The sequence below is a fragment of the Thalassospira lucentensis genome (assembly GCF_001613805.1).
Lineage (GTDB): Bacteria > Pseudomonadota > Alphaproteobacteria > Rhodospirillales > Thalassospiraceae > Thalassospira > Thalassospira lucentensis_A.
Map to the genome: position 1 here is coordinate 270,121 of NZ_LPVY01000008.1, position 23,666 is coordinate 293,786.

General features: G+C 55.0%; 20 protein-coding genes and 1 pseudogene. 17 read left to right on the forward strand and 4 right to left on the reverse strand.

Annotation, left to right across the window (positions count from 1 at the left end; genetic code table 11):
• The first annotated feature begins 260 nt into the window (after positions 1-260).
• The 4 genes from pyc (at position 261) to glcF (ending at position 7,880) form a co-directional block, all read left to right on the forward strand.
• The gene (gene pyc / locus AUP42_RS09695) at positions 261-3,728 is read left to right on the forward strand and encodes a pyruvate carboxylase (protein WP_062951320.1); all 3,468 of its coding nucleotides are present in this window, start codon (positions 261-263) and stop codon (positions 3,726-3,728) included.
• A 16-nt stretch (positions 3,729-3,744) separates the two neighbouring features.
• Positions 3,745-5,229, forward strand: coding sequence for an FAD-linked oxidase C-terminal domain-containing protein (locus AUP42_RS09700; protein WP_062951322.1), 1,485 nt, complete (start codon positions 3,745-3,747; stop codon positions 5,227-5,229).
• A gap of 90 nt (positions 5,230-5,319) precedes the next feature.
• Positions 5,320-6,561, forward strand: coding sequence for a glycolate oxidase subunit GlcE (gene glcE / locus AUP42_RS09705; protein ID WP_062951324.1), 1,242 nt, complete (start codon positions 5,320-5,322; stop codon positions 6,559-6,561).
• Positions 6,561-7,880 (forward strand): glycolate oxidase subunit GlcF, encoded by a 1,320-nt coding sequence (glcF, locus tag AUP42_RS09710; protein ID WP_062951326.1) that lies wholly within the window; start codon positions 6,561-6,563, stop codon positions 7,878-7,880. The genes glcE and glcF overlap by 1 nt, the downstream gene beginning before the upstream one ends.
• Positions 7,881-7,971: 91 nt before the next feature.
• On the opposite strand, the gene AUP42_RS09715 is transcribed toward glcF, so the two are convergent.
• Positions 7,972-8,262 carry a hypothetical protein gene (locus AUP42_RS09715; protein WP_062951328.1) on the reverse strand — a complete coding sequence of 97 codons (291 nt, stop codon included), beginning with the start codon at positions 8,260-8,262 and terminating at the stop codon, positions 7,972-7,974.
• A gap of 57 nt (positions 8,263-8,319) precedes the next feature.
• Here AUP42_RS09715 and AUP42_RS09720 point away from each other — a divergent pair, with 57 nt between their 5' ends.
• The 7 genes from AUP42_RS09720 (at position 8,320) to phoB (ending at position 14,834) form a co-directional block, all read left to right on the forward strand.
• A complete protein-coding gene (locus AUP42_RS09720) occupies positions 8,320-8,523 on the forward strand; it encodes a hypothetical protein (protein WP_062951330.1) in 204 nt (67 codons plus the stop codon).
• 165 nt (positions 8,524-8,688) lie between these two features.
• Positions 8,689-9,717 carry a PstS family phosphate ABC transporter substrate-binding protein gene (locus tag AUP42_RS09725; RefSeq protein ID WP_062951332.1) on the forward strand — a complete coding sequence of 343 codons (1,029 nt, stop codon included), beginning with the start codon at positions 8,689-8,691 and terminating at the stop codon, positions 9,715-9,717.
• A 132-nt stretch (positions 9,718-9,849) separates the two neighbouring features.
• Positions 9,850-11,229, forward strand: a complete 1,380-nt coding sequence (pstC, locus tag AUP42_RS09730) for a phosphate ABC transporter permease subunit PstC (RefSeq protein ID WP_062951336.1) — start codon at positions 9,850-9,852, stop codon at positions 11,227-11,229.
• Positions 11,222-12,571 carry a phosphate ABC transporter permease PstA gene (gene pstA, locus AUP42_RS09735; RefSeq protein ID WP_062951337.1) on the forward strand — a complete coding sequence of 450 codons (1,350 nt, stop codon included), beginning with the start codon at positions 11,222-11,224 and terminating at the stop codon, positions 12,569-12,571. Before pstC ends, pstA begins: the two co-directional genes overlap by 8 nt.
• Before the next feature lies 1 nt (position 12,572).
• Complete coding sequence (gene pstB, locus AUP42_RS09740) at positions 12,573-13,376, forward strand: phosphate ABC transporter ATP-binding protein PstB (protein ID WP_062951342.1); 804 nt, start codon at positions 12,573-12,575, stop codon at positions 13,374-13,376.
• Positions 13,377-13,398: 22 nt separating this feature from the next.
• Positions 13,399-14,121, forward strand: a complete 723-nt coding sequence (gene phoU / locus AUP42_RS09745; protein ID WP_062951343.1) for a phosphate signaling complex protein PhoU — start codon at positions 13,399-13,401, stop codon at positions 14,119-14,121.
• Positions 14,122-14,138: 17 nt separating this feature from the next.
• Positions 14,139-14,834, forward strand: a complete 696-nt coding sequence (gene phoB, locus AUP42_RS09750; RefSeq protein WP_007091986.1) for a phosphate regulon transcriptional regulator PhoB — start codon at positions 14,139-14,141, stop codon at positions 14,832-14,834.
• A 61-nt stretch (positions 14,835-14,895) separates the two neighbouring features.
• On the opposite strand, the gene AUP42_RS09755 is transcribed toward phoB, so the two are convergent.
• The gene (locus tag AUP42_RS09755) at positions 14,896-16,656 is read right to left on the reverse strand and encodes a cation:proton antiporter (RefSeq protein ID WP_062951344.1); all 1,761 of its coding nucleotides are present in this window, start codon (positions 16,654-16,656) and stop codon (positions 14,896-14,898) included.
• 321 nt (positions 16,657-16,977) lie between these two features.
• Between AUP42_RS09755 and AUP42_RS09760 the strand changes: the two genes are divergently transcribed.
• The 6 genes from AUP42_RS09760 to moaE all read left to right on the forward strand — a co-directional run bounded on the left by AUP42_RS09760 (position 16,978) and on the right by moaE (position 22,907).
• Positions 16,978-17,940: a calcium/sodium antiporter gene (locus AUP42_RS09760; RefSeq protein ID WP_062951346.1), complete on the forward strand. Its 963-nt coding sequence runs from the start codon at positions 16,978-16,980 to the stop codon at positions 17,938-17,940.
• Between the two features lie 161 nt (positions 17,941-18,101).
• Positions 18,102-18,872: an SDR family oxidoreductase gene (locus AUP42_RS09765; RefSeq protein ID WP_062951407.1), complete on the forward strand. Its 771-nt coding sequence runs from the start codon at positions 18,102-18,104 to the stop codon at positions 18,870-18,872.
• A gap of 61 nt (positions 18,873-18,933) precedes the next feature.
• On the forward strand, positions 18,934-19,359 hold the full coding sequence (folB, locus tag AUP42_RS09770) for a dihydroneopterin aldolase (RefSeq protein ID WP_051682075.1): 426 nt from the start codon (positions 18,934-18,936) through the stop codon (positions 19,357-19,359).
• A gap of 439 nt (positions 19,360-19,798) precedes the next feature.
• Complete coding sequence (gene uvrC / locus AUP42_RS09775; protein ID WP_114116107.1) at positions 19,799-21,718, forward strand: excinuclease ABC subunit UvrC; 1,920 nt, start codon at positions 19,799-19,801, stop codon at positions 21,716-21,718.
• 152 nt (positions 21,719-21,870) lie between these two features.
• The gene (gene pgsA / locus AUP42_RS09780) at positions 21,871-22,422 is read left to right on the forward strand and encodes a CDP-diacylglycerol--glycerol-3-phosphate 3-phosphatidyltransferase (protein ID WP_062951347.1); all 552 of its coding nucleotides are present in this window, start codon (positions 21,871-21,873) and stop codon (positions 22,420-22,422) included.
• A 26-nt stretch (positions 22,423-22,448) separates the two neighbouring features.
• On the forward strand, positions 22,449-22,907 hold the full coding sequence (moaE, locus tag AUP42_RS09785; protein WP_062951348.1) for a molybdopterin synthase catalytic subunit MoaE: 459 nt from the start codon (positions 22,449-22,451) through the stop codon (positions 22,905-22,907).
• Here moaE and AUP42_RS09790 read toward each other — a convergent pair.
• Positions 22,904-23,194: a hypothetical protein gene (locus AUP42_RS09790; RefSeq protein WP_062951349.1), complete on the reverse strand. Its 291-nt coding sequence runs from the start codon at positions 23,192-23,194 to the stop codon at positions 22,904-22,906. The two genes, moaE and AUP42_RS09790, sit on opposite strands and share 4 nt — an antisense overlap.
• Positions 23,195-23,205: 11 nt before the next feature.
• Positions 23,206-23,666 (reverse strand): annotated as a pseudogene (locus AUP42_RS21775) (hypothetical protein); the annotation flags it as partial.

A 23,666-nucleotide genomic window follows, 5' to 3' on the forward strand; every position in this document is an offset into this window, starting at 1 on the left:
TTTCGAAGATCATGCTTTGACAGAGGCAGCGCATTGCGCATATATCAGACACGTCGCCTGCCCACCGGGCGCCAGGAACCCTGGATGCACTGCACGCGTTTTAACGTGACAGACATCCTTTATCGCCACAGATGGTATGGCGTTGCAGGCATCCCGCACCGCAACGCATTTCGGGATCATATCGTGGCGTTTCTCTTGGTTTTCGGCAGGGGCGCACAGGGACGCACCTGCCCTACAAATCTGGTAGGAGCCCGGTGTCCATGACGCGTTCTGCACCAAAGCGTATCCGTAAACTTCTGGTCGCGAACCGCGGTGAAATCGCGATTCGTGTTCTGCGTGCCGCCAACGAGCTTGGCATTCGCACCGTTGCCATCTTTTCCGACGAAGACCGTTTTGCCCTGCACAGGTTCAAGGCCGACGAAAGTTACACTGTCGGCAAGGGCAACAAACCCATTCGCGCCTATCTTGATATCGAGGATATCCTGCGCGTTGCCCGTGAAGCTGGCGTTGATGCCATTCACCCGGGCTATGGGTTCCTGTCCGAGAATCCCGATTTTGCTGATGCCTGTGCCGAGGCTGGCATAACATTCATTGGTCCCGATTCTGAAGTGATGCGCACGCTGGGCAACAAGGTTGCCGCGCGCAATCTGGCGGAAAGTGCGGGTGTGCCGGTTATGCCGGCATCAGGCGCATTGCCCGATGATATGGATGAAGTGGCCCGCATTGCTGATCAGGTCGGTTATCCGATCATGCTGAAAGCCAGCTGGGGCGGTGGTGGTCGCGGGATGCGCGTCATCGAGAATTCCAAGGACCTTTCCAAACAGGTTCTGGCCGCCAAGCGCGAAGCAGAAGCCGCATTTGGCAATGACGAGGTTTATTTCGAAAAGCTGATCCGTCGTGCCCGCCATGTCGAAGTCCAGCTTCTGGGCGATACGCATGGCACGCTGGTGCATCTGTTTGAACGTGACTGTTCGGTTCAGCGTCGCAACCAGAAAGTCGTTGAGCGGGCACCTGCCCCCTACCTTAACGAAGATCAGCGCAAAGAACTTTGCGAAGCAGCGCTTCGTCTGGGCAAGGCTGCAAATTACGTCAATGCGGGTACCGTCGAATTCCTGATGGATGTCGATACATCCAAGTTTTACTTTATCGAGGTCAATCCCCGCATTCAGGTCGAACATACCGTGACGGAATGCGTGACCGGATTTGACCTTGTGAAGGCGCAAATCCTTGTTGCGCAGGGTGGCCGCATCGGCTTCCCGTCGGAAACCGGTATTCCGTGGCAGGACAAGATCAAGTTGCGGGATCATGCGCTTCAGTGCCGCATCACGACCGAAAACCCCGAAAACAGCTTTGTCCCCGATTACGGGATCATCAAGGTGTATCGTGGTGCCAATGGTTTTGGTATTCGTCTGGATGGTGGCACGGCCTATTCCGGGGCGGTGATCACACCGTTCTATGACAGCATGCTGGAAAAGGTTACGGCATGGGGCAGCACCCCGCGTGAAGCGGTAGACCGTATGGACCGCGCCCTTCGCGAGTTCCGTATCCGTGGTGTTGCGACCAACCTTGCGTTCCTTGAAAACCTGATTAATCACCCGAAATTCCGGGCCGGTGAATATACCACGCGGTTCATTGATGAAACGCCCGAACTGTTCAAGTTTGTGCGCCGTCGTGACCGCGCAACCCGGTTGCTGCGCTTCATCGGTGAAGTCACGGTGAACGGCAATCCGGAAGTCGAAGGCCGGGTGGTGCCGACCAACCTGCATGCGCCGGTCATGCCGAAATCGATTGATCTGGGCGAAATCCGACCGGGCACCAAGCAGAAGCTTGACCAGTTGGGGGCCGAAGGTTTTTCACGCTGGATGAAGGATCAGAAACGGGTTCTGATCACTGATACCACAATGCGTGATGCCCATCAGTCACTGCTGGCGACCCGGATGCGGACCTTCGATATGCTCGAAATTGCGCCTTATTATGCGCATGGGTTGCCGGAACTGTTTTCGCTGGAATGTTGGGGCGGGGCGACATTTGACGTTGCTATGCGGTTCCTGAAAGAAGATCCTTGGGATCGTCTGGTCAAGCTGCGCGAACGCGTTCCCAATATCCTGACCCAGATGCTTTTGCGGGCATCGAACGCGGTCGGTTACACCAACTATCCCGACAATGCGGTCGAATATTTCGTCAAGCAGGCAGCAGAACACGGCATGGATGTTTTCCGTGTCTTCGATTCCCTAAACTGGGTCGAAAACATGAAAGTCGCCATGGATGCGGTTCTGAAAACCGACAAGCTGTGCGAAGCGACCATTTGTTATACGGGCGATATTTTTGACGAGAAACGCCCGAAATATAACCTTGATTACTATGTCAAAATGGCCCGGGAGCTTGAGGCATCCGGTGCGCATATCCTGGGGCTTAAGGATATGGCAGGGGTTCTGCGCCCGGCAGCGGCAACGACCCTGATCAAGGCGTTGAAGGATACGGTTAATATCCCGATCCATTTCCATACCCACGATACCAGCGGCATTTCGGCAGCAACCGTGATTGCCGCAATTGATGCCGGGGTGGATGCGGTTGATGCCGCAATGGATTCGATGTCGGGCCTGACATCGCAGCCAAACCTTGGGTCGATTGCCAATAACTATATCGGGCAGCCCCGTGATCCGGGGCTCAATACCGAGGCGCTTAAAGAAGTTTCGACCTATTGGGAGCAGGTCCGGCGTTATTATGCCGGGTTTGAAAGCGATATCCGCAGTGGCACATCGGATGTTTATGTCCATGAAATGCCGGGTGGCCAATATACCAACCTGCGTCAGCAGGCACGTTCGCTTGGTATCGAGGAACGCTGGCCGGAAGTGTCGAAAGCCTATGCCGCGGTCAACAAGATGTTTGGTGATGTCGTCAAGGTGACGCCAAGTTCGAAAGTTGTCGGTGACATGGCGCTGACGATGGTGACATCGGGCATTACCGAAAAGGATGTTCTGGACCCGAAAAAGGACATCGCATTCCCCGATAGCGTCATTTCGTTCTTCCGCGGTGAAATCGGTCAGCCGGTTGGCGGTTTCCCGCCAGCGCTTCAGCGCAAGGTGCTTAAGGGTGCCGAGGCGCTTTCGGATCGTCCGGGCAAATCCATGCCGCCGATTGATTTCGAGGCAACCCGCAAGGAAATCGAAAAGAAAACCCATCGCAGCATCAGTGATGCCGAGGTCGCATCTTATGTGATGTATCCCAAGGTGTTCCTCGATTATGCCGAACATCGCAGCCACAATGCCGATGTTTCGATCCTGCCGACCCCGATCTTCTTCTATGGCATGAGCCAGAATGACGAGATTTCCGTCGATCTGGAAAAGGGCAAGACGCTTGTTATCCGCTATCTTGCAACATCCGAAGGTGGGGACGAGGAAGGCAATCGGACCGTGTTCTTTGAACTGAACGGTCAGCCGCGAACAGTCAAGGTTGCCGACAAGACATTGGCCGCGACTGGCAAGGTCAAGCCGAAGGCCGAGGATGGCAACCAGCTTCATATCGCAGCCCCGATGCCGGGCCTTGTCGTTGAAGTCCATGTTGCCGAAGGCCAGAAGGTCAAGGCGGGCGATGTGATGTGCTCGCTTGAAGCGATGAAAATGGAAACCGCGGTTCATGCGGAAAGGGACGGGGTCGTGGCAACCATCCATGCCCCCGCCGGTACACAGGTCGACAGCAAGGATCTGCTGATCGAATTAAGGGAGTAAACGTCGCATGCTTAGGATGCCTGAGCCGGATCAATCGACCCTTGCGCGTCGCAAGGATATCATCGCCGCCATGCGGGACATCGTTCCGAACGAAGGCGGGGTTATCGTCGATGAGGATCAGCTCAGGCCCTATGAATGCGATGGGTTGATGGCCTATCGCCAGCTTCCGATGATCGTGGTCCTGCCCGAAAATACCGGGCAGGTCGCGGCCATCCTGAAATATTGTCATACCCATAAAATTCGTGTCGTTCCACGTGGGGCGGGCACCGGCCTTTCGGGCGGGGCGCTACCGATGGCAGATGCGATCACGATCAGCATGATGAAATTCAACCGCGTTCTGGATATCGATTGGGATAACCGGGCGGTCGTTGTGCAGCCCGGTGTGACCAATCTTGGCGTCACGCGTGCGGTCGAACATAAGGGGTTCTATTACGCCCCGGACCCGTCCAGCCAGATCGCCTGTTCGATTGGTGGCAATATCGCCGAAAATTCGGGCGGGGTGCATTCCCTGAAATACGGACTGACCACCAATAATGTCCTTGGTGTTGAAATGGTCACGATCGAAGGTGAAATCCTTCGTGTCGGGGGCAAGGGGCTGGATCAGTCGGGCTATGACCTTTTGGGGGTGATTACCGGGTCCGAAGGGTTGCTGGGTATCGTTACCGAAGTCACGGTACGCATCCTGAGCAAGCCGGAAACGGCGCGCGCACTTCTGCTTGGCTTTAACAGCAGCGAAGAAGGCGGCAATTGCGTCGCCCGGATTATTGCCGACGGGATCATTCCCGGCGGACTTGAAATGATGGATGCCCCGGCCATCAAGGCGACCGAGGATTTCGTCCATGCGGGTTATCCGCTTGATGTCGAGGCGTTGCTGCTTGTTGAACTTGATGGGCCAAAGGTCGAGGTCGATTATCTGATTGAACGTGTCGGCGCGATTGCCAAGGAATGCGGTGCGGTTTATTCGCGCATTTCTGAAAGCGAGGATGAACGCTTGCTATTCTGGTCGGGGCGCAAGAATGCCTTTCCGGCGATTGGGCGCATTTCGCCTGATTATATCTGTATGGATGGCACCATTCCGCGCCGCCGTCTGGCCGAAGTCCTGACCGGCATGCAGGTTTTGTCGCAACGCCACGGGTTGCGGGTTGCCAATGTGTTTCATGCAGGGGACGGCAATCTGCATCCGCTGATCATGTTTGATGCCAATCAGCCCGGCGAACTGGAACGGGCGGAAGCCTTTGGGGCGGATATCCTGAAGCTTTGCGTCGAGGTCGGCGGTGTTTTGTCCGGCGAGCACGGGATTGGTGTCGAAAAACGCGATCTGATGCCTGAAATGTTCACCGAAGACGACATGAAGCATCAGGAACGCCTGAAACTGGCGTTTGACGAAGACGAATTGCTGAACCCCGGCAAGGTTTTCCCGACCTTGCATGGCTGCGGGGAACTTAAAACCCTGCATGCGCGTGAAGTCGCCAACAAGTTCCCGGATATCCCGCGTTTCTAAGTCGGGCCGAAAAACGAAAATAAAAATAATCCTGCCATCGGTTCCCACCAACCGGTCGGCAAGGATCAGGAGAGGAAGAGAGAAACCGTCATGACGGAAGTCATATCCCCCGCCACACCCGAACAATTGCGCGAGGCCATCAGTTGGGCGCTTGGTTCAAAAAACCCGCTGGAAATCATCGGATCGGGCAGCAAGAAAACATACGGACATTCTGTTGCCGCCGACCATGTGCTGGACCTGTCGAAATTGAGCGGGATCATGTTTTATGAGCCCGAAGAACTGGTGATTTCGGTAAGGGCGGGCACGTCTCTTGCCGAAATCCACGCATTGCTGAGCGATAAAAACCAGCAATTCCATTTTGAGCCCGGAAATTTTCCGGGATTGCTGGCCGATGGCGTTACGGATCATGCCGGAACGATTGGTGGGTTGGTTGCATCAAATTTGTCAGGTCCACGCCGCATCAAGGTTGGGGCCGCACGCGATCATCTTTTGGGGTTTGAAGCCATTAGCGGCCGGGCCGAGGATTTTAAATCCGGCGGGCGGGTGATGAAGAATGTGACGGGTTTTGATCTTTCAAAATTGATGGCGGGATCGTTTGGCACGCTTGGCGTGATGCATACCATCACCATGAAAGTCATGCCGCGCGACGAGAAAACCCGAACCGTTCTGATCGCCTGTGACGATATAGAAAGTGCCGGGCATGCGATGACGTGTGCCATGGGCAGCGAAAATGAAGTTTCTGCCGCCGCATGGATTGCACGGGAACAGGTTGGAATGCTTGGTGTGGATATCGCAACCGGCATCGGGGCCGGGATTGTCGGGCTGCGCGTTGAGGGACCGGCTCCCTCGGTTGCCTGGCGGTGCGAGGCATTGCGCAAGCTTCTGGCCGATATCGGCACAAGCGAGGAACTTCATAGCACCAACAGTCATGCGTTCTGGCGGTCGGTCGCCGATGTGGCGCCGTTTGCCGGTGGTGCGGGAATTTTATGGCGTGTTTCCGCAGCACCGGCATCGGGTGGGGCGATTGCCTCGAAGCTGGCGGCGGAAACCGGTGGAAAGGTCATGATGGATTGGGCCGGAGCGCAAATCTGGCTGCAACTGGCGGGGCGTGATGCGATGGCCGACAAAGTGCGCGACATTGCCCGGCTTCACAATGCGCAGGCGGTTTTGGTCCGTGCGCCAGAAGATATCCGAAATCAGATGTCGGTGTTCCATGCCGAGGACGCTGCCCTGGCCCGTATCAATGCCAGAATCCGCGAAAATTTTGATCCCGCAGGCATCCTCAACCCGGGGCGGATCGGACACAGGCTTACCAAGCGGGGGGATGCGTAATGCAAACGAACTTTACCGCCGCCCAGCTTGCTCATCCGGCAATCGCCGAAAGTGAACAGATCCTGCGCAAATGTGTGCATTGCGGATTTTGTACAGCGACATGCCCGACTTTTGTGACGCTGGGCGATGAACTCGATAGCCCGCGCGGGCGCATTTACCTGATCAAGGACATGCTGGAAAACGATAAACCGGCGACCGATAAGGTGGTGAAGCATCTGGACCGGTGCCTGTCATGCCTGTCCTGCACGACGACATGTCCGTCGGGTGTTGATTACATGCATCTGATCGATAATGCGCGCGCCCATATCGAAGAAACCTATGACAGGCCATTTGCTGATAAATGGTTACGTCGGATTTTATCTATTGTTGTGCCCAACCCGACACTGTTCAGACTTTCGCTGATCGGGGCGAAGCTGGCATCGCCATTCGCTGGCCTTTTACCCGGGCGGCTGAAGGGCATGGTGAAGATGGGGGCACGGCATATGCCGCCGCCAAGCTGGGTTGATAAGCCGCAGGTGATCCCGGCCATTGGTCAACGTAAAGGCCGGGTCGCCATCCTGACCGGTTGCGCACAGCAGGTGCTTGAGACCGAGATCAACGAAGCAACCGTCCGTTTGCTGACGCGCCTTGGCATCGAGATTGTGGTGGCCAAAGGGGCTGGTTGTTGCGGGTCACTTGTCCATCATATGGGCAAGGAAGCGCAATCCCATCAGCAGGCCAAAGCCAACATTGATGCCTGGACCGGTGAACTTTCGGGCGAAGGGCTTGATGCGATTGTCATCACGGCATCGGGATGTGGCACAACGGTCAAGGATTACGGGCATATGTTACGGAACGACCGGGATTACGAGGCAAAAGCCGCCAGAATTTCGGAACTTGCCTGTGACGTGACCGAATATCTGGCAGGAATTGATGTCCCGGTGGATCGTTTTGCCGGTGCGACCCATGGCGGGGCACGGGTGGCTTATCATTCGGCATGTTCGATGCAGCATGGTCAGAAGATCATTCGTGAGCCACGCGACCTTTTGAAGCAAGCCGGCTACGAGGTGCTTGAAATTGCCGAGGGACATTTATGCTGCGGGTCGGCGGGGGTTTATAACCTGCTGCAGCCGGAAATCGCGGGTAAATTGCGTGAACGCAAACTTGGCAATATCAGAAACACGGCACCGGACCTTGTCGCGACCGGCAATATCGGCTGCATGGTGCAGCTTGAAACCGATGCATTAAAGGTTGTGCATACGGTTCAATTGCTTGACTGGGCAATGGGCGGACCGGTCCCGGAAAAGCTTTTGCCTTATTATACGGAAAAGACCGCCTAGCTGGCGGTTGGAGTTTTAATGCAAAAGCCCGCACGACGTAATGTCGGCGGGCTTTTGTGCAAGCTGATGGATGGATGCGTTGTAGAGCCGCTTATTTCGCAAGCAGGCTGGTGGCGATGCCTTCGGCGGCGGAACCTTCGCTGCTGTCTTCGGCGAAGGCAGCGGTTTTTTCGCGAATCCAGTTTTGCACTTCGGCTTCGCTAACATCGACCTTTTTTGCCATCACGGCAATGACGGCTTCCATGGCAAGAACATGGGATGCAATGTTATTAACCGCGACATGCAGGTCATCAATATGGCGTGATGCGGCTTCGGACATGTCGCCCAACTCGCCGGAAAGTTTCTGGATCAGTTCCTGAATCTCGTCGAGCGAAGTGCTCATTATCGTCTCCCTTTTGCGCGGTTCTGCGCTACTTTGTCCCCAACGGATTGATATCTTATGAACAAGCTTCGTGTTTTCGGCCCGCTTTGTAAAGTCGGGGAAGCAGAAAGCAGCTTGGGCGTGTTTGCTAGACAGTCTCAAGAATTTCCAGTGCCGTGTTTGGGCAATGTTACAGTTTTTGTAACCAAGTCCGTCAAAATCGAACAATGCAGCCTTGGAATTGCCGGTTCCGGCTTTGATTATTCACGGGCGCTATTTTGAAAAAATCATTGAGAAATAAAGGTTTTCAGAAGGTCGTTTGCATCTCTGATACGTTGTCACATAACGTTAACAAAACTGACGCAATACCGTAAGCACCCGGCGTTAGAGTCCGCCTCGCAGATCGTTGCACCGTTCCGGTTTGGAACAATCAATGGGGAATTTACCATGAAGAAGACTCTTGCTGTTGCGGCGCTGATGAGCGTTGCCTTTGTTGGCGCGGCCCAGGCACGCGACCAGATTCGTATCGTTGGTTCGTCCACCGTATTCCCGTTCGCAACTGCGGTTGCTGAAGAATTCGGTAAAACCACCTCGTTCAAGACCCCGGTTATTGAATCGACCGGTTCCGGCGGTGGTCTTAAGCTGTTCTGCGCCGGTGTTGGCGAACAGCACCCGGACATCACCAATGCTTCGCGTCGCATCAAGAAGTCCGAAGTTGAAACCTGTGCCAAAAACGGCATCAACGAAATCACCGAAGTCAAAGTTGGCTACGACGGTATCGTTCTGTCGAACTCCAAAGATGCTCCGCGTCTTGACCTGACCAAAGAACAGATCTTCCTGGCGCTGGCCAAAACCGTTCCTTCGAAAGACGGCAAGTCGCTGATCGATAACCCGTACAGCACCTGGGCCGAAATCGACCCGAGCCTGCCGGACGTTAAAATCGAAGTTCTCGGCCCGCCCCCGACCTCCGGTACCCGTGATGCCTTCACCGAGCTGGTACTTGAAGAAGCTTGCAATTCTTTCGAAGCAATTGCAGCTATCAAGGACAACAAAGATCAGCACGGTGCAGTTTGCAAAGGCGTTCGTGAAGACGGTGCCTACATCGAAGCCGGTGAAAACGACAACCTGATCGTTCAGAAACTCGAAGCAAACCATGATGCACTTGGCATCTTCGGCTTCTCGTTCCTTGATCAGAATGGCGACAAACTCCAGGGTTCCCTGATCGGTGGCGTCGAGCCGACCTTCGAAGCCATCTCGGCTGGTGATTACCCGGTTTCGCGTTCGCTGTACTTCTATGTCAAGAACGCCCACGTCGGTACCATTCCGGGTATCAAAGAATATCTGACCGAATTCACCTCCGACAAAGCATTTGGTGACGAAGGTTACCTTGCTGACCGTGGTCTCATCCCGATGGATGCGAGCGAGCGTGAAGCAGTTCGCAATGCTGCGCTGAACCTTGCTCCGCTGAGCATGTAACGCGATCTTTCAACCGGTGGCGGCCCCTGCTGCCACCGGTTTCTTTGTTTCTTGGCTTGATTGATTTATTATTTTTGTCCTATTGGCTCCTCGTGATTTAAACAGGCCCTCCAGGCAAACGGATTTATCGAAATGTCCCTGACTTTTCTGTTGCTCGCGGTTGCTGCACTTTGCGCGCTGTCATTCTATTTCGGGCGGCAGCGGGCCGTTGCCCTGTCGGGCGGCCGATACAGCAATCTTCATTCCCTGCCAGCCCATTACGGGACCTATACGGCGATGTGGTGCGGTATTCCCGCGCTTTTGCTGCTTTTGGTCTGGCACGTGTTTCAGGGGTCGATCATCGAAGCGATGATCGTTTCTGATCTTCCTGCTGAAATTACCGGTGACTCGGGCCGTCTTTCACTGGCGCTGAACAGTATCTCGCTGATTGCCGCGGGCAATGGCGAACATCTGTCGGTTGATCCGGAAGTGGTGGAAGCCGGCCAGCGACTTGCGAACCTGCAGACCATTGCAAATGCAGCACTGGTTGTCGTGATGCTGAGTACGGCGGTTGTCGGGCTGGCGCTTTCGTATCGCAAGATCGCAAAAGAAATGCGGGCACGCAACAATGTCGAACGTATCGCGCGTTATGCGATGATCGCCTGTTCCGGGATCGCGATTCTGTCGACAGTGGGGATCGTTTTCTCGCTGTTGTTCGAAGCACTGCATTTCTTTTCCAAGATCAACCCGCTCGAATTCCTGTTCGGGCTGGAATGGAGCCCGCAGACGGCGATCCGTGCTGATCAGGTGGCATCCGAAGGGGCCTTTGGTGCGATCCCGCTATTCGTAGGGACGCTGCTGATCACTGTGATCGCGATGTTTGTCGCAGTGCCGATCGGTTTGTTCTCTGCCATCTATATGGGCGAGTATGCATCATCGAAATTCCGTGCTTTTGCCAAGCCTGCGCTTGAAATCCTGGCCGGTGTTCCGACGGTTGTGTATGGCTTCTTTGCTGCCCTGACAGTCGCGCCGTTCCTGCGTGACAATGGTGCTATTCTTGGACTTGATGTCAGTTCCGAAAGCGCGCTTGCGGCCGGCCTCGTTATGGGGGTCATGATCATTCCGTTTGTGTCGTCGCTGTCTGACGATGTCATGTCGCAGGTGCCCAAATCCCTGCGCGACGGATCTTATGGTCTGGGTGCCACAAGGTCGGAAACCATCCGCCACGTGATCCTTCCCGCTGCCCTGCCGGGTGTTGTCGGGGCGGTTCTGCTGGCAGTGTCGCGTGCAATTGGTGAAACCATGATCGTGGTTATGGCCGCCGGACTTGCGGCCAATATGACGGTCAACCCGTTGCAGGCGGTTACCACCGTTACCGTGCAGATCGTGACGCTTCTGGTCGGTGACCAGGAGTTCGACAGTGCCAAAACCCTGTCGGCCTTTGCACTCGGTCTTGTTCTTTTCCTCGTCACCTTGGGCCTGAACGTGTTTGCCCTTAAGGTTGTTCAGAAGTATCGCGAGAAATATGACTGATATGGCATCGCTTATGGAAGATAGAGCCGCCGCAAAAGTGATCTCTGGCAATCTGCACACGCCGGTTGACTGGGATAGCCCGAAAATTGCCCGCAACATCAAAAGGCGGTATGCGGCGGAACGCCGGTTCAAGATTTATGGCCTGAGCGCGATTGCCATCGCTCTTATGGCGCTTGTCGTGCTTGGCTATTCGATTGTTTCGAAGGGGTATAGCGCCTTCTTCCAGACCTATGTTCAGCTCGAAATTCATTTCGATCCGGCTGAAATCGATCCGGACGGAACAGGTGACCCCGCAGTTATCGGTCGCGCCAATTTTGATGGTCTGGTCAAGGAAGCATTGCGCAACCGGTTCCCGGATGTAACCGATCGCCGCGAACGCCGTGACCTTTATGACATCGTTTCGGGCGGGGCATCTTACGACCTGCGCCAACGTGTGCTTGATAATCCGAGCCTGATTGGACAGACCCGCAAGGTCTGGCTAATTTCGGGTGACGATTTTGATATGCTCAACAAGGGTTATATCAGCGCAGATACAGATGAAGGCGACCGTCGCCTGAATGACCAGGAACTCGGCTGGTATGACGCCCTGACCGCCGAAGGCGCTGTTGAAAAGCAGTTTCACACGCGGTTCTTCACCAATGGTGACTCACGCGAACCGGAACTTGCCGGCATCTGGGGGGCCGCGGTCGGGTCGTTCTATACTCTGATTGTGACGCTTCTCCTGTCATTCCCGATCGGTGTTCTGGCCGCGATTTATCTCGAGGAATTCGCCCCGAAAAACCGTTTCACGACAATTGTCGAAGTCAATATCAACAACCTTGCGGCTGTACCTTCCATCGTGTTCGGTCTTCTCGGGCTTGAGGTCTACCTCAATGTCATGCATCTGCCGCGTTCGGCACCGGTTGTCGGTGGTTTGACGCTGGCACTGATGACCCTGCCGACGATCATCATCGCATCGCGCGCAGCGATCAAGGCGGTACCGCCGTCAATCCGGCAGGCTGCCCTTGGACTTGGGGCATCACCGGTACAGACGGTGACGCATCATGTGCTGCCGCTGGCAATGCCGGGCATTCTGACCGGAACCATCATCGGCATGGCGCAGGCGCTTGGTGAAACCGCACCGCTTCTGATGATTGGCATGGTGGCATTCATCGTTGATGTTCCGGGGGGCGCGCTTGATCCGGCGACGGTTCTTCCGGTGCAGATTTATCTGTGGGCTGACAGTCCGGAACGAGCCTTTGTCGAGAAAACCTCGGCGGCGATCATGGTGTTGCTGGGCTTCCTGATCCTGATGAACGGATTAGCCGTGTATCTGCGCAAGAAATTTGAACGGAAGTGGTAAAATGGCTGTTGTAACTCAAAGCGCAATGACGGCAGAGCCGTCAGTCACTAGCCCGAAAATGACGGCCCGTGACCTTAATCTTTTCTATAGCGACAACCAGGCGCTTTTCGATGTCAATCTTGACATTGTCGAACGTCAGGTTACCGCGCTGATCGGTCCGTCGGGCTGCGGCAAATCGACCTTCCTGCGCTGCATGAACCGCATGAATGACACGATTGACGGTGTCACGATCAACGGCAAGGTGACGCTTGATGACCGTGACATCTATGACAAGGCCATCGACGTTGTTCAGTTGCGTGCCCGTATCGGCATGGTGTTCCAGAAACCGAACCCCTTCCCGAAATCGATCTATGACAACGTAGCCTATGGTCCGCGTATTCATGGTCTGGTGAACTCGCGGGACGAGCTTGACGAGATAGTCATGACCTCGCTTGAACGGGCAGGCCTTCTGAAAGAAGTCAAAGACCGCCTGCCGGAACCGGCGACCGGTCTTTCGGGTGGGCAGCAGCAGCGCCTTTGCATCGCACGTGCGGTTGCCGTCAGCCCGGAAGTCATCCTGATGGATGAGCCGTGCTCGGCGCTTGACCCGATTGCGACCGCAAAGGTCGAAGAACTGATCGACGAACTTCGTTCGAACTACACCATTGTGATCGTAACGCACTCCATGCAGCAGGCGGCCCGCGTGTCGCAGCGCACGGCGTTCTTCCACCTCGGCAAGCTGGTCGAAGTGGGCGAAACCGATCAGATTTTCACCAATCCCAAGGACGAACGCACCAAGGGATACATCACGGGTCGCTTCGGTTAATTCCGGGCAGGAGTATTATTAGATGGCCGACGAAAAACACCATATCGTCAGTTCGTTTGACGAAGAACTGACCCGTTTGAACAATATCATCTCGCAGATGGGCGGGCTTGCCGAAAGCCAGCTGATTTCTGCGATCCGCGCAATCGTGAAGCGGGATTCGGAACTGGCCGAAAAGGTCATTATTTCCGATCATCGTATCGATACGCTGGAACAGGAAGTACAGGATTTTGCCGTACGTCTTCTGGCCCTGCGCCAGCCGATGGCAGATGACCTGCGTCAGGTGGTGACAGCGCTTAAACTTTCCAACGATCTGGAACGTATTGGCGATCTGGCGAAAAACATTGCCAAGCGCGCGCAGGTTCTCAACCAGGTGCCGCCGATTCGTCCGGTTCAGGTGATCCCGAACATGGCCAAGCTGTGCCAGGAAATCATCAAGGACGTTCTGGACGCCTATATCGAAGGCGATGCGGAAAAGGCCCAGCGTGTATGGGCGCGTGATCAGGAAGTTGACGATATGTATAACTCCCTGTTCCGTGAACTGCTGACCTATATGATGGAAGATCCGCGTAACATCACGGCATCGACCCATCTGCTGTTTATTGCCAAGAACATCGAACGTATTGGCGATCACGCGACCAATATCGCCGAAACGATCTATTACCGGATCAAGGGTGAAGACCTGCCGATGGATACTCGGCCAAAAAATGACGCGGCGAATTTCGCTGTCGTAGAACCGAATGAGTGACACTGGAGCATAGGAAGATGGACCCAACGGTTCTTATCGTCGAGGACGAAGCTGCAATCGTAACCATGTTGCGCTACAACCTCGAACGCGAGGGGATGCAGGTTGTCGAAGCCGGAGACGGTGACGAAGCGTTGAAGATTCTGGCCGAAACCCATGTCGATCTGGTCCTTCTGGACTGGATGTTGCCAGTAATGTCGGGGATCGAGGTTTGCCGCCAGATCCGCCGAAAACCGGAAAGCCGCGATTTGCCGGTGATCATGGTTACCGCGCGTGGCGAAGAAGGTGACCGCATCCGTGGCCTTGATACCGGTGCCGACGATTATGTGACCAAGCCGTTCGCGATTGGCGAATTGCTGGCGCGTATTCGTGCGTTGCTTCGTCGATCCGGCCCGGCGCAACCACAGGGGCAGTTGATCTATTCCGATATCGAAATGGATTTAGCCGCCCATCGTGTCAGCCGTAACGGCAAGGCCATACATCTTGGCCCGACCGAATTCCGTCTGCTGCGTTACTTCCTCGAACATCCGGGGCGGGTTTTCTCGCGCGAGCAGCTTCTGAACGCGGTTTGGGGGCCGAACATCTATGTCGAAACCCGAACGGTTGATGTTCACATTCGTCGTCTGCGCAAGGCATTGAATGACGTCAAGGGAACGCGCGATGTGATCCGCACGGTTCGTGCCGCGGGTTATGCACTGGATGTCGAAGCCGCCTGATTGCGGTTATTCCGGAAGACGAAACGAAAGACCCCCATCTTTATGATGGGGGTTTTTGTTTTCAGGTGGTTTTCCCGGATTTTGCCGGTTTGGCCGATTTTGATGCCGGATCTTCGGTTTTCTGGCGCGCGGTGCGTGGCGCCAGTTCGTTCATCAGAAGCATATCGGCACGACGGAACTTGGCAATTTCGATATCGATATCTTCCTGCGGGATGTCGCAGGCGGCCAAAACATGGTCGGACAGGCGCAAACCGGTTTCGAGTACTTCGGGGATGGCGGCATCCGCACCGCTGCGTGACAGGGGCCCGATATGGGTGATGTCCTGTGCGCGGGCAAAGATTTTCAGATGTGGATAATGCTGGCGCAACAGGGCAACCGTCTTTTCGGTTGCGTGTGGGTTCCCCATGGCAACGGCGGCAATATGGGCCTGTTCTGTATGGGCCGCTCGGAATGTTTCCGGACGTGATCCATCTGCAAAATAAACCGGCAGACCTTCGGCACGGCCGCGTGAAACCTGCTGGGCATCGGATTCAAGAACGATGAAGGGGATATCCTTGGTACGCAGCAGACGGGCCAGAACCCGGCCGACACGCCCGCAACCAATCACCAGAACATGCTTCTGAATGCCATCGGTTTCATCTGAAATTTCGCTGAGCTGATCGTTTTCCTTGGGATGAAGTTTCTGTTCGATCCGGTGACCCAGCGAAATCAGGGAGGGGGTCAGACCCATCGAAATCGCGACAACCGGGATCAGCATTACGGCAATATCAATCGGAACCGCGCCATTCTGCGATGCCAGTGCCAGCATGACAAAGGCAAACTCGCCACCAGCGGCAAGGCTCATGGCAACCCGGATCGACGATGCTCGGTTAAAGCCGATCAGCAGGGATAACCCGAAAAGGACCGCCGCCTTAACGACCAGCAACCCGATCAGCCATAAAATGATGGTTCCGGCCTGACCAATGACGACATTGGCATTGACCGACATGCCGACCGACATGAAGAACAGCGACAGGAAAACCCCGCGAAATGGCGAAATGTCCGCTTCGATCTGATGGCGGAATTCGGTTTCGGCAAGCATTACCCCGGCGATGAAGGCACCAAGCGCCATCGAAAGACCGGCGGCTTCGGTCAGGGTACTGGCAGCCAGAACGACAAACAGGGTGCCGATGGCAAAAAGTTCGGGATTTTTAAGGGACGCAATATAACGAAACAGCCGTGGCAGCAGATAACGACCGGCCAGCAGCAGGACGGCAACAGCGCCGACCCCACTTAACGCGCTGATCCATGGGCTGGTTTCGGTTCCGGCCTTGCCAGCGGCCTGCACCATGATCAGGAAGGGACCAACCGCGACGTCCTGCAACAGCAGGATGGCAAGGGCTGCGCGGCCGAAACGAGTATGCAACTGGCGTTCATCGGAAAGCTGTTTGAGGATAATTGCCGTCGATGACAGGGCAAGTGCCCCGGCAATCACGATGGAGGCAGGCATATCGTAATTGATCAGCAGCAATACACCGAACATCACCGCCATCGTGACGCCGATTTGCAGGAAGCCAAGGGTGGCAAACCGGCCGCCAATCACGCGCAATCGTTCGCGCGACAGTTCAAGACCGATCATGAATAGCAGAAAGACAATGCCAAGCTCGGCCACCGTTGAAATGTCTTCGCGGTCATTGATCAGACCAAAACCAAAAGGTCCGATGCAAAAACCACCGATCAGAAAGCCGATGATCGAGTTTGCACGTAATTTCTGGGCCAGCGGCACAGCAATCACCGCAGCCGTCAGGACAAGGAACAGTTCGAAAAGAACGCTGTGAGACATGTTGGGATATGCGTCCGGCGCAGATGGGCGTGTAAAGGAAACTCGTTCAAATCAGGATAGCGGAAATACCCCTATGATTTCTATGGAAATTTCGCGTATGCGAAGACATCTGTGGTAGACGACACGTATTAAGAGTACACGACCTTGGCGATTACGTTCGGCGTGCTTGCCTGTGTGGGAACAGCATCACACAGCCATCCAAAAGGGTTCCGCGGCGGGACGACACGGCTTGCTATTCTGTGTTCGGAATGCCATGTTCCGCTGGCCCGTTAAAGGGCACAAAAATAATCACAATTTTCCCCCATACGAGCAGGCCGACATTTGGAACAGTTCATCCCCTATTTGCAGATTATTGGTGGTCTTGTGCTTTTGACGGCCGGTGGCGAGTTCATTGTTCGCGGCGCTGTTGGTCTTGCACTGCTAATGGGTGTTTCCAAGGTTATCGTCGGCCTGACCGTGGTGGCCGCCGGAACGTCGGCCCCGGAATTCGTAGTGTCGCTGAATGCGGCACTTGCCGGTTCGGGGGATATCGCGATGGGGAACGTTGTTGGGTCGAACATTGCCAACATTCTTCTGATCCTTGGTGCGACGGCTGTTCTGAAGCCAATCGCAGCGTCCCGGACCATGATTGTTCGCGATGGTGGCACCATGTTGCTGGGCACTGTACTGTTCATCGGTCTTTGTATGTTCGGTGTTGTGGAGCGTTGGGCGGGAGCCGTGATGCTGCTGGTTTTGGCGGCGATCTGGTATTTCACCTATCAGCATGACAAAAAAAGCCCGGGCGAAGCCAGCCACCTGCACGAGGAAGAAGTCGACGAAGTTGGCGAGGTGCCAAGCGGTTGGCTGAAACCGATTGTTGCGACCGTTATCGGCATTGTCGCCCTGACCTATGGTGCCGATCTGCTGGTGAATGGTGGTGTTTCTGTTGCACGTCAGTTCGGCGTTTCCGAAGCCGTGATTGGTTTGACACTTGTCGCGTTCGGAACGTCACTTCCGGAATTGGCCGCGTCCATTGTTGCGGCGTTTCGCGGGCATTCCGATGTCGCACTGGGCAATGTGGTTGGTTCAAACCTTCTGAACCTGCTGGTGATTATCGGTGGTGTGTCGCTGATTGCGCCGATTGCGGTGCCTGATCAGATACTGCAATCCGATCTATGGATCATGTTGGCGGTGACCGTTCTTTTGCTGGTTGTCGGCTATTTCCTGCGCGGCGTGTCGCGGATTACGGGGATTGTCTTTGTTCTTGCCTATCTTGGATATGTCGCAAGTCTGGTTACGGCATGATCCGCCTTGCGTGCCTGAAACCGTTCACACGGTGATGGACCGGCAGGCAGGTTTGATTGTAAGTTCCGGAATTACCGAACTAAATGATGGCGGCCTGCGTTCCAATACGGCCGCCTTCCCCGGAAAAGGGGACGCATCTTGACGGACGGGATGGAAACCGGATGACAGGGATAATACCGAAAACGGTCCTTGTGACAGGGGCTGCGAAGCGTATCGGACGGGCTTTATCGCTTGATCTGGCTGCGCAGGGATATGATGTTGCCCTTCATTGCCATTCCTCGCGCAGGGATGCGGAAAGCCTGGCGGATGAAATCCGTGCCCTTGGCCGTCGTGCCTGCGTTATTTCGGCCGATCTTGGCCGGGAAGAAGACACCGGTCGTGTCGTGCGCGAGGCAACGGCTGCACTGGGCCCGATCGGGGTTCTGATCAACAACGCATCCACCTTTGAATATGATGATATAGGCACTGCCACGCGCGAAGGCTGGGACTATCATATGGAAGCCAATCTGCGTGCGCCGTTCGTACTATCGCAGGATTTCGCCAAACGGTTACCGGACGGGTACAAGGGTGCCATCATCAACCTGATTGATCAGCGCGTCTGGAATCTGACACCGCATTTCATGACCTATACCTTGTCCAAGGCAGGTCTTTGGACCCTGACCCAGACGCTGGCACTGGCATTGGCACCGCAAATCCGGGTCAACGCCATTGGTCCCGGTCCGGCACTGCCTAGTGTTCGGCAAACACAGGAAGTTTTCGATCAGCAATGCGATCAGACTCCCCTGAAAATTGGGACAAACCCGCAAGAGATTTGCGACGCGGTACGATTTTTCCTTGCCGCGCCAGCCATCACCGGGCAAATGTTAGCGCTTGACGGCGGGCAGCACCTGAATTGGGCGCCCAGTGGCGAACAGAATATGCCAGAGGAATGATGCATCGGGCTTGGGTTCCGGACATCTGGCCGCAGAAGCGCAGCACAAGGAAGACCAGACCATGACCGCAGGCCTTAAGCAGGACGATAACATTACGACACTGCCCTATGCAGATCATGCAGGCAGTTTGCGTCGTGTATTCGTTCGCGACATGGTGGTCGAGACATCCATTGGCGTATATGACCACGAAAAACATGCCCCGCAGCGGGTGCGCATCAATCTGGATCTTGCCGTACTTGAAGGCGAAGGTGTCCAGAATGACGATATTGCCACTGTTTTAAGCTACGAGGATCTGGTGACAGGCACGCGGGAAATCTGCCGTGACGGTCATGTGAACCTTGTGGAAACCCTTGGGGAAAAACTGGCTGATATGTGCCTGGCGGATCGCCGGGTGCGCAAGGTAAACGTCCGGGTTGAAAAGCTAGATGTCTTTGACGACGTTGCGGCGGTCGGGGTCGAAATAGAGCGCTTTAATATCGCGCGCTGATCGCATCGGTAAATCTGCGTAAAATTTACTTTTGTTAACGGTTTTGGACGGGGACTCTGTGATTCCTCTAGGCCGAATCGCTGTCGCCCTTATGCACAAGCATCTGGGGACGTGGAATCAAAGGAAAATATTCTTTTTTGACTCCTCTATTACCGAATGTTTTCAGGTTGACAGCATTTTTTGTGAATTAAATCAATAAGTTAACTTGTTTGCTCAATAAATGTGCACTTCATAGAACGTTAAGACTCTCAAGGGGTGTAGCAAAGAGCCCCCCTATTACCCACAAACTTATCCACAGCCTTGGTGGACATCTTTTTCCGGTCGCGATTCTGTGAAGTGATGTTGCGGCGTTAATCTTTTTGAGTATTGTCGGAAGCCACTTTGAGAAGTGACGGCCATCACAACTTTTGATTTTTAATAAATCTGCCGGAGACGCCTGATGAAGCCTGAAACCCCATCCGAAAACCCCGCTCGGGAAATCGGATTGTCGCTTGAGAGCGATGATTATGACGGGGGAGCTGCGCGTGGTGTCGAGGCCATCAAACATGCGCTGAAAACCATGCCGGGTTCGGCGGGTGTCTACCGCATGATTGATGACAAGGACCGGGTTCTTTATGTCGGCAAGGCCAAGAATCTTAAAAAGCGTGTGGTGGCATATACCCGCCTGATGCAGTTGCCGATACGGATTGCCCGTATGGTCGCGCAGACGGTGCGTATGGAAATCATCACCACCCATACCGAAGCCGAAGCGCTTCTGCTTGAATCCAACCTGATCAAGAAGCTTAAACCGCGTTACAATATCTTGCTGCGCGATGACAAAAGCTTCCCCTATATCCTGATCACCGAGGATCACGATTATCCGCGCATCGTCAAACATCGCGGGGCACGGGCCAAGGATGGCAGTTGCTTTGGGCCGTTTGCGTCCGCCTGGGCCGTGAACAACACGATCAATCATCTGCAGCGGGCTTTTTTGCTACGGTCCTGCACCGATGCGGTGTTTGCCAACCGGTCGCGTCCGTGTCTGCTGTATCAAATCAAACGCTGTTCAGCGCCGTGTGTGGACCGGATTGCCAAGGCCGAATATGACGGGCTTGTCGATATCTGCCGTGACTTCCTGACCGGGCGCAGCCAGAAAATCCTCAAGCAGCTTGAAACCGACATGCTGGCGGCATCCGAACGCATGGATTTTGAACAGGCCGCGATGTATCGCGACCGTATCCGCGCGCTTAGTCAGATCAGATCGCATCAGGACATCAATCTGGAAGGCGTTGAAGAGGCCGATGTGATTGCCCTGCATCACGAAGGCGGGCAAAGCTGCGTTCAGGTGTTCTTCTTTCGGTCCGGGTCAAACTATGGCAACCGGTCCTATTTCCCGCGCCATGAACAGGGGGCTGAGATCCCCGAAATCCTGTCGGCCTTTGTCGGGCAGTTCTATGCCGATAAACCGGCCCCGAAACAGGTTCTGCTGTCGCACGAGATCGAAGGCCAGGAACTGGTCGAAACCGCGTTGTCGATCAACAATAACCGCAAGATCACCCTGCAGGTACCCAAGCGCGGCGGTCGGCGCAAGCTTGTCGAACATGCGATGAACAATGCAAAGGATGCGCTGGGGCGTCGTATGGCCGAAAGCGCGTCACAGCGCAAATTGCTGGAAGATCTGGCCGATAAACTGGAACTGGACGGTACGCCGGAACGGATCGAGGTTTACGATAACAGCCATATTCAGGGCACCAACATGGTCGGCGGCATGATCGTTGCCGGGCCCGAGGGCTTTATGAAAAGTGCCTATCGCAAATTCAACATCAAGGGCGACATCGCACCGGGTGATGACTTTGCCATGATGCGAGAAGTTCTGACCCGACGTTTTGCCCGTGCGCAAAAGGAAGATCCGGACCGGGAAAACGGCACATGGCCAGACCTTTGTCTGATTGATGGTGGTTTGGGGCAGCTTGGCGTTGCCCGCGAAGTACTTGAGGATTTGGGAATCGAAGATGTGATGCTGGTTGGGGTCGCCAAGGGTGTCGATCGGAATGCGGGCAAGGAAGTCCTGCATATCCCCGGAAAGCCGCCCGTGCGCCTCGATATGCAAGACCCGGTTCTGTATTTCATCCAGCGTCTGCGCGATGAAGCCCACCGCTGGGCGATTGGCACACATCGCGCCAAACGGTCCAAGCAGATCGGCAAAAGTGTTCTGGATAATGTGCCCGGCGTTGGCGGGGCACGCAAAAAGGCATTGTTGCATCATTTCGGGTCGGCACGCGGCGTGGCGGATGCCGGTTTGACCGATCTTGAGGCGGTGGACGGCATCAGTGCCGCCCTTGCACGCAAGATTTACGATCATTTCCACGGTGAAAACTGATCCCGGTTACCGGCTGTTTCATAACAGGTTTGTTGCAATTGAACGCGGCTCTTGTGGTAACTGCCCGGAGACATTAATAATTGCCTCGCATCGGGGAGACAGAAAACGCTTCGCCGGACCGTTCGATACAATACCCGCAAACAGGCCTGTTTATGAAAAACCAGATTCCCAATCTGCTAACCTTGTCGCGCATCATTGTGATTCCGGCTCTGGTTGCGTCCTTTTATATCAGCGGACCGGTTGGTAACTGGATCGGGTTTGCGCTGTTTGCTTTTGCCGGGGTGACGGACTTTTTTGATGGTTACCTTGCGCGCAGCATGAATGTTGTCTCGCCGCTTGGCCGGTTCCTTGACCCCATTGCAGACAAGCTTCTGGTCGCTGCCGCCCTGATGATGATGGTGGCATTTGAACGCATTTCCGGTCTGGCCATTTTGCCCGCCGTGATCATTATGTGCCGCGAAATCATGGTGTCGGGTTTGCGCGAACATCTGGCCGAACTGAAAGTTCCGCTGCCGGTGACGGTGCTTGCGAAATGGAAGACCACGGCACAAATCCTTGCCATCGGGTTTCTTCTGGTCGGTGATGCGTCGCCCGATATGATTCCGTCGATCCTGATCGGTGATATCCTTCTTTGGATTGCCGGGCTGGTGACGGTTCAGACCGGGTATATCTATCTTCGCACTGGGCTTAAGCATCTCGACTGACACCTATCGGAAGGATCAGGTCGCGCATGGCACGTATATCTGTTCAGGAACAGGATTTTGATCCGGGTGCCGAACTGGCAGCCCTGACCGAAGGTCGTACCGATATCGGGGCAGCGGTCAGTTTCGTCGGGCTGGTGCGTGATATCCACGGTGGGGACAGCGTTTCAGCCCTGACCCTTGATCATTATCCCGGAATGACCGAACGCGAACTTGAAAAGATCGCAGACGAAGCGACCAATCGCTGGCCTCTTGATGATGTGCGGATCGTGCATCGGTTTGGCCGCATGTTGCCCGGTGAACAGATCGTTCTGGTGATAACCCTGTCGGCCCATCGACGCGCTGCGTTCGAGGCCTGCGACTTCATCATGGATTTTCTTAAAACCCGGGCCCCGTTCTGGAAACGCGAAGAAACCGCCCAAGGTGATCATTGGGTCACGGCGAAGACATCGGACGATGCCGATGCTGATCGCTGGAAAACGGATTAACCGACAAATTTTACCAGCAACCCGACAAACTGAAGAAGGGCTGTCTGGATTTGCGCAGCATCATCGATCCGGTCTTTAAGGTTCTTCATTTCGGCTATATCCGCATCGGTGATCACCGATGCATTCTGGATCAACCGCTTTGCCTGAAGTGTTATAAGCTGATCAGCAGCTTTATTGCGTGTTTCGGCCATCACAAGTTTTTCGTTGATGTCTGCCGACTGATAGGCCGCGTCGATTTCAATGAAGCTGGCTTTGGCGGCCCTTATCAATTCATCAAGATTGCTCATGGTGATACTCCCTATTGTGCTGGTATCGCGGTTGCACTGCCAGTGGCGGTTTCAAGCAGGTTGCTGCCCTGCGCAACAAGTTCAGCCGGTGGCAGGTTACGAACTTCTCCGGCCAGTGCGATGCCCTGTTCGGCCGCACCAATCAGGGCGGTCACATCGAGTTTCGCGTAACTGTTGATCTGATTTTGCAGATGCGCGCCAAGCGAGGATGCCGTCATAAAGCTGCGTAGCGTATGGGTCTGAAGCAGCTTTTCCTCGGCCATCAGAGCCTGCCAGTCCTGCCACCAGATTTGCAGACGCAATGATTTGGCGTCGTCATCATCGTTTGGTTCGGAGCGGATTTTGTTCAGTTCGGCGATCAATGTGCCGCGACGTACCAGATATTGCGGCGGGTCTTTGGCCAGATCGCTGGTGATGGCGTCAAGCTGACTGCGCAGTTTTTCAAGGATCGGACCGGAATCCGTGACCGCCG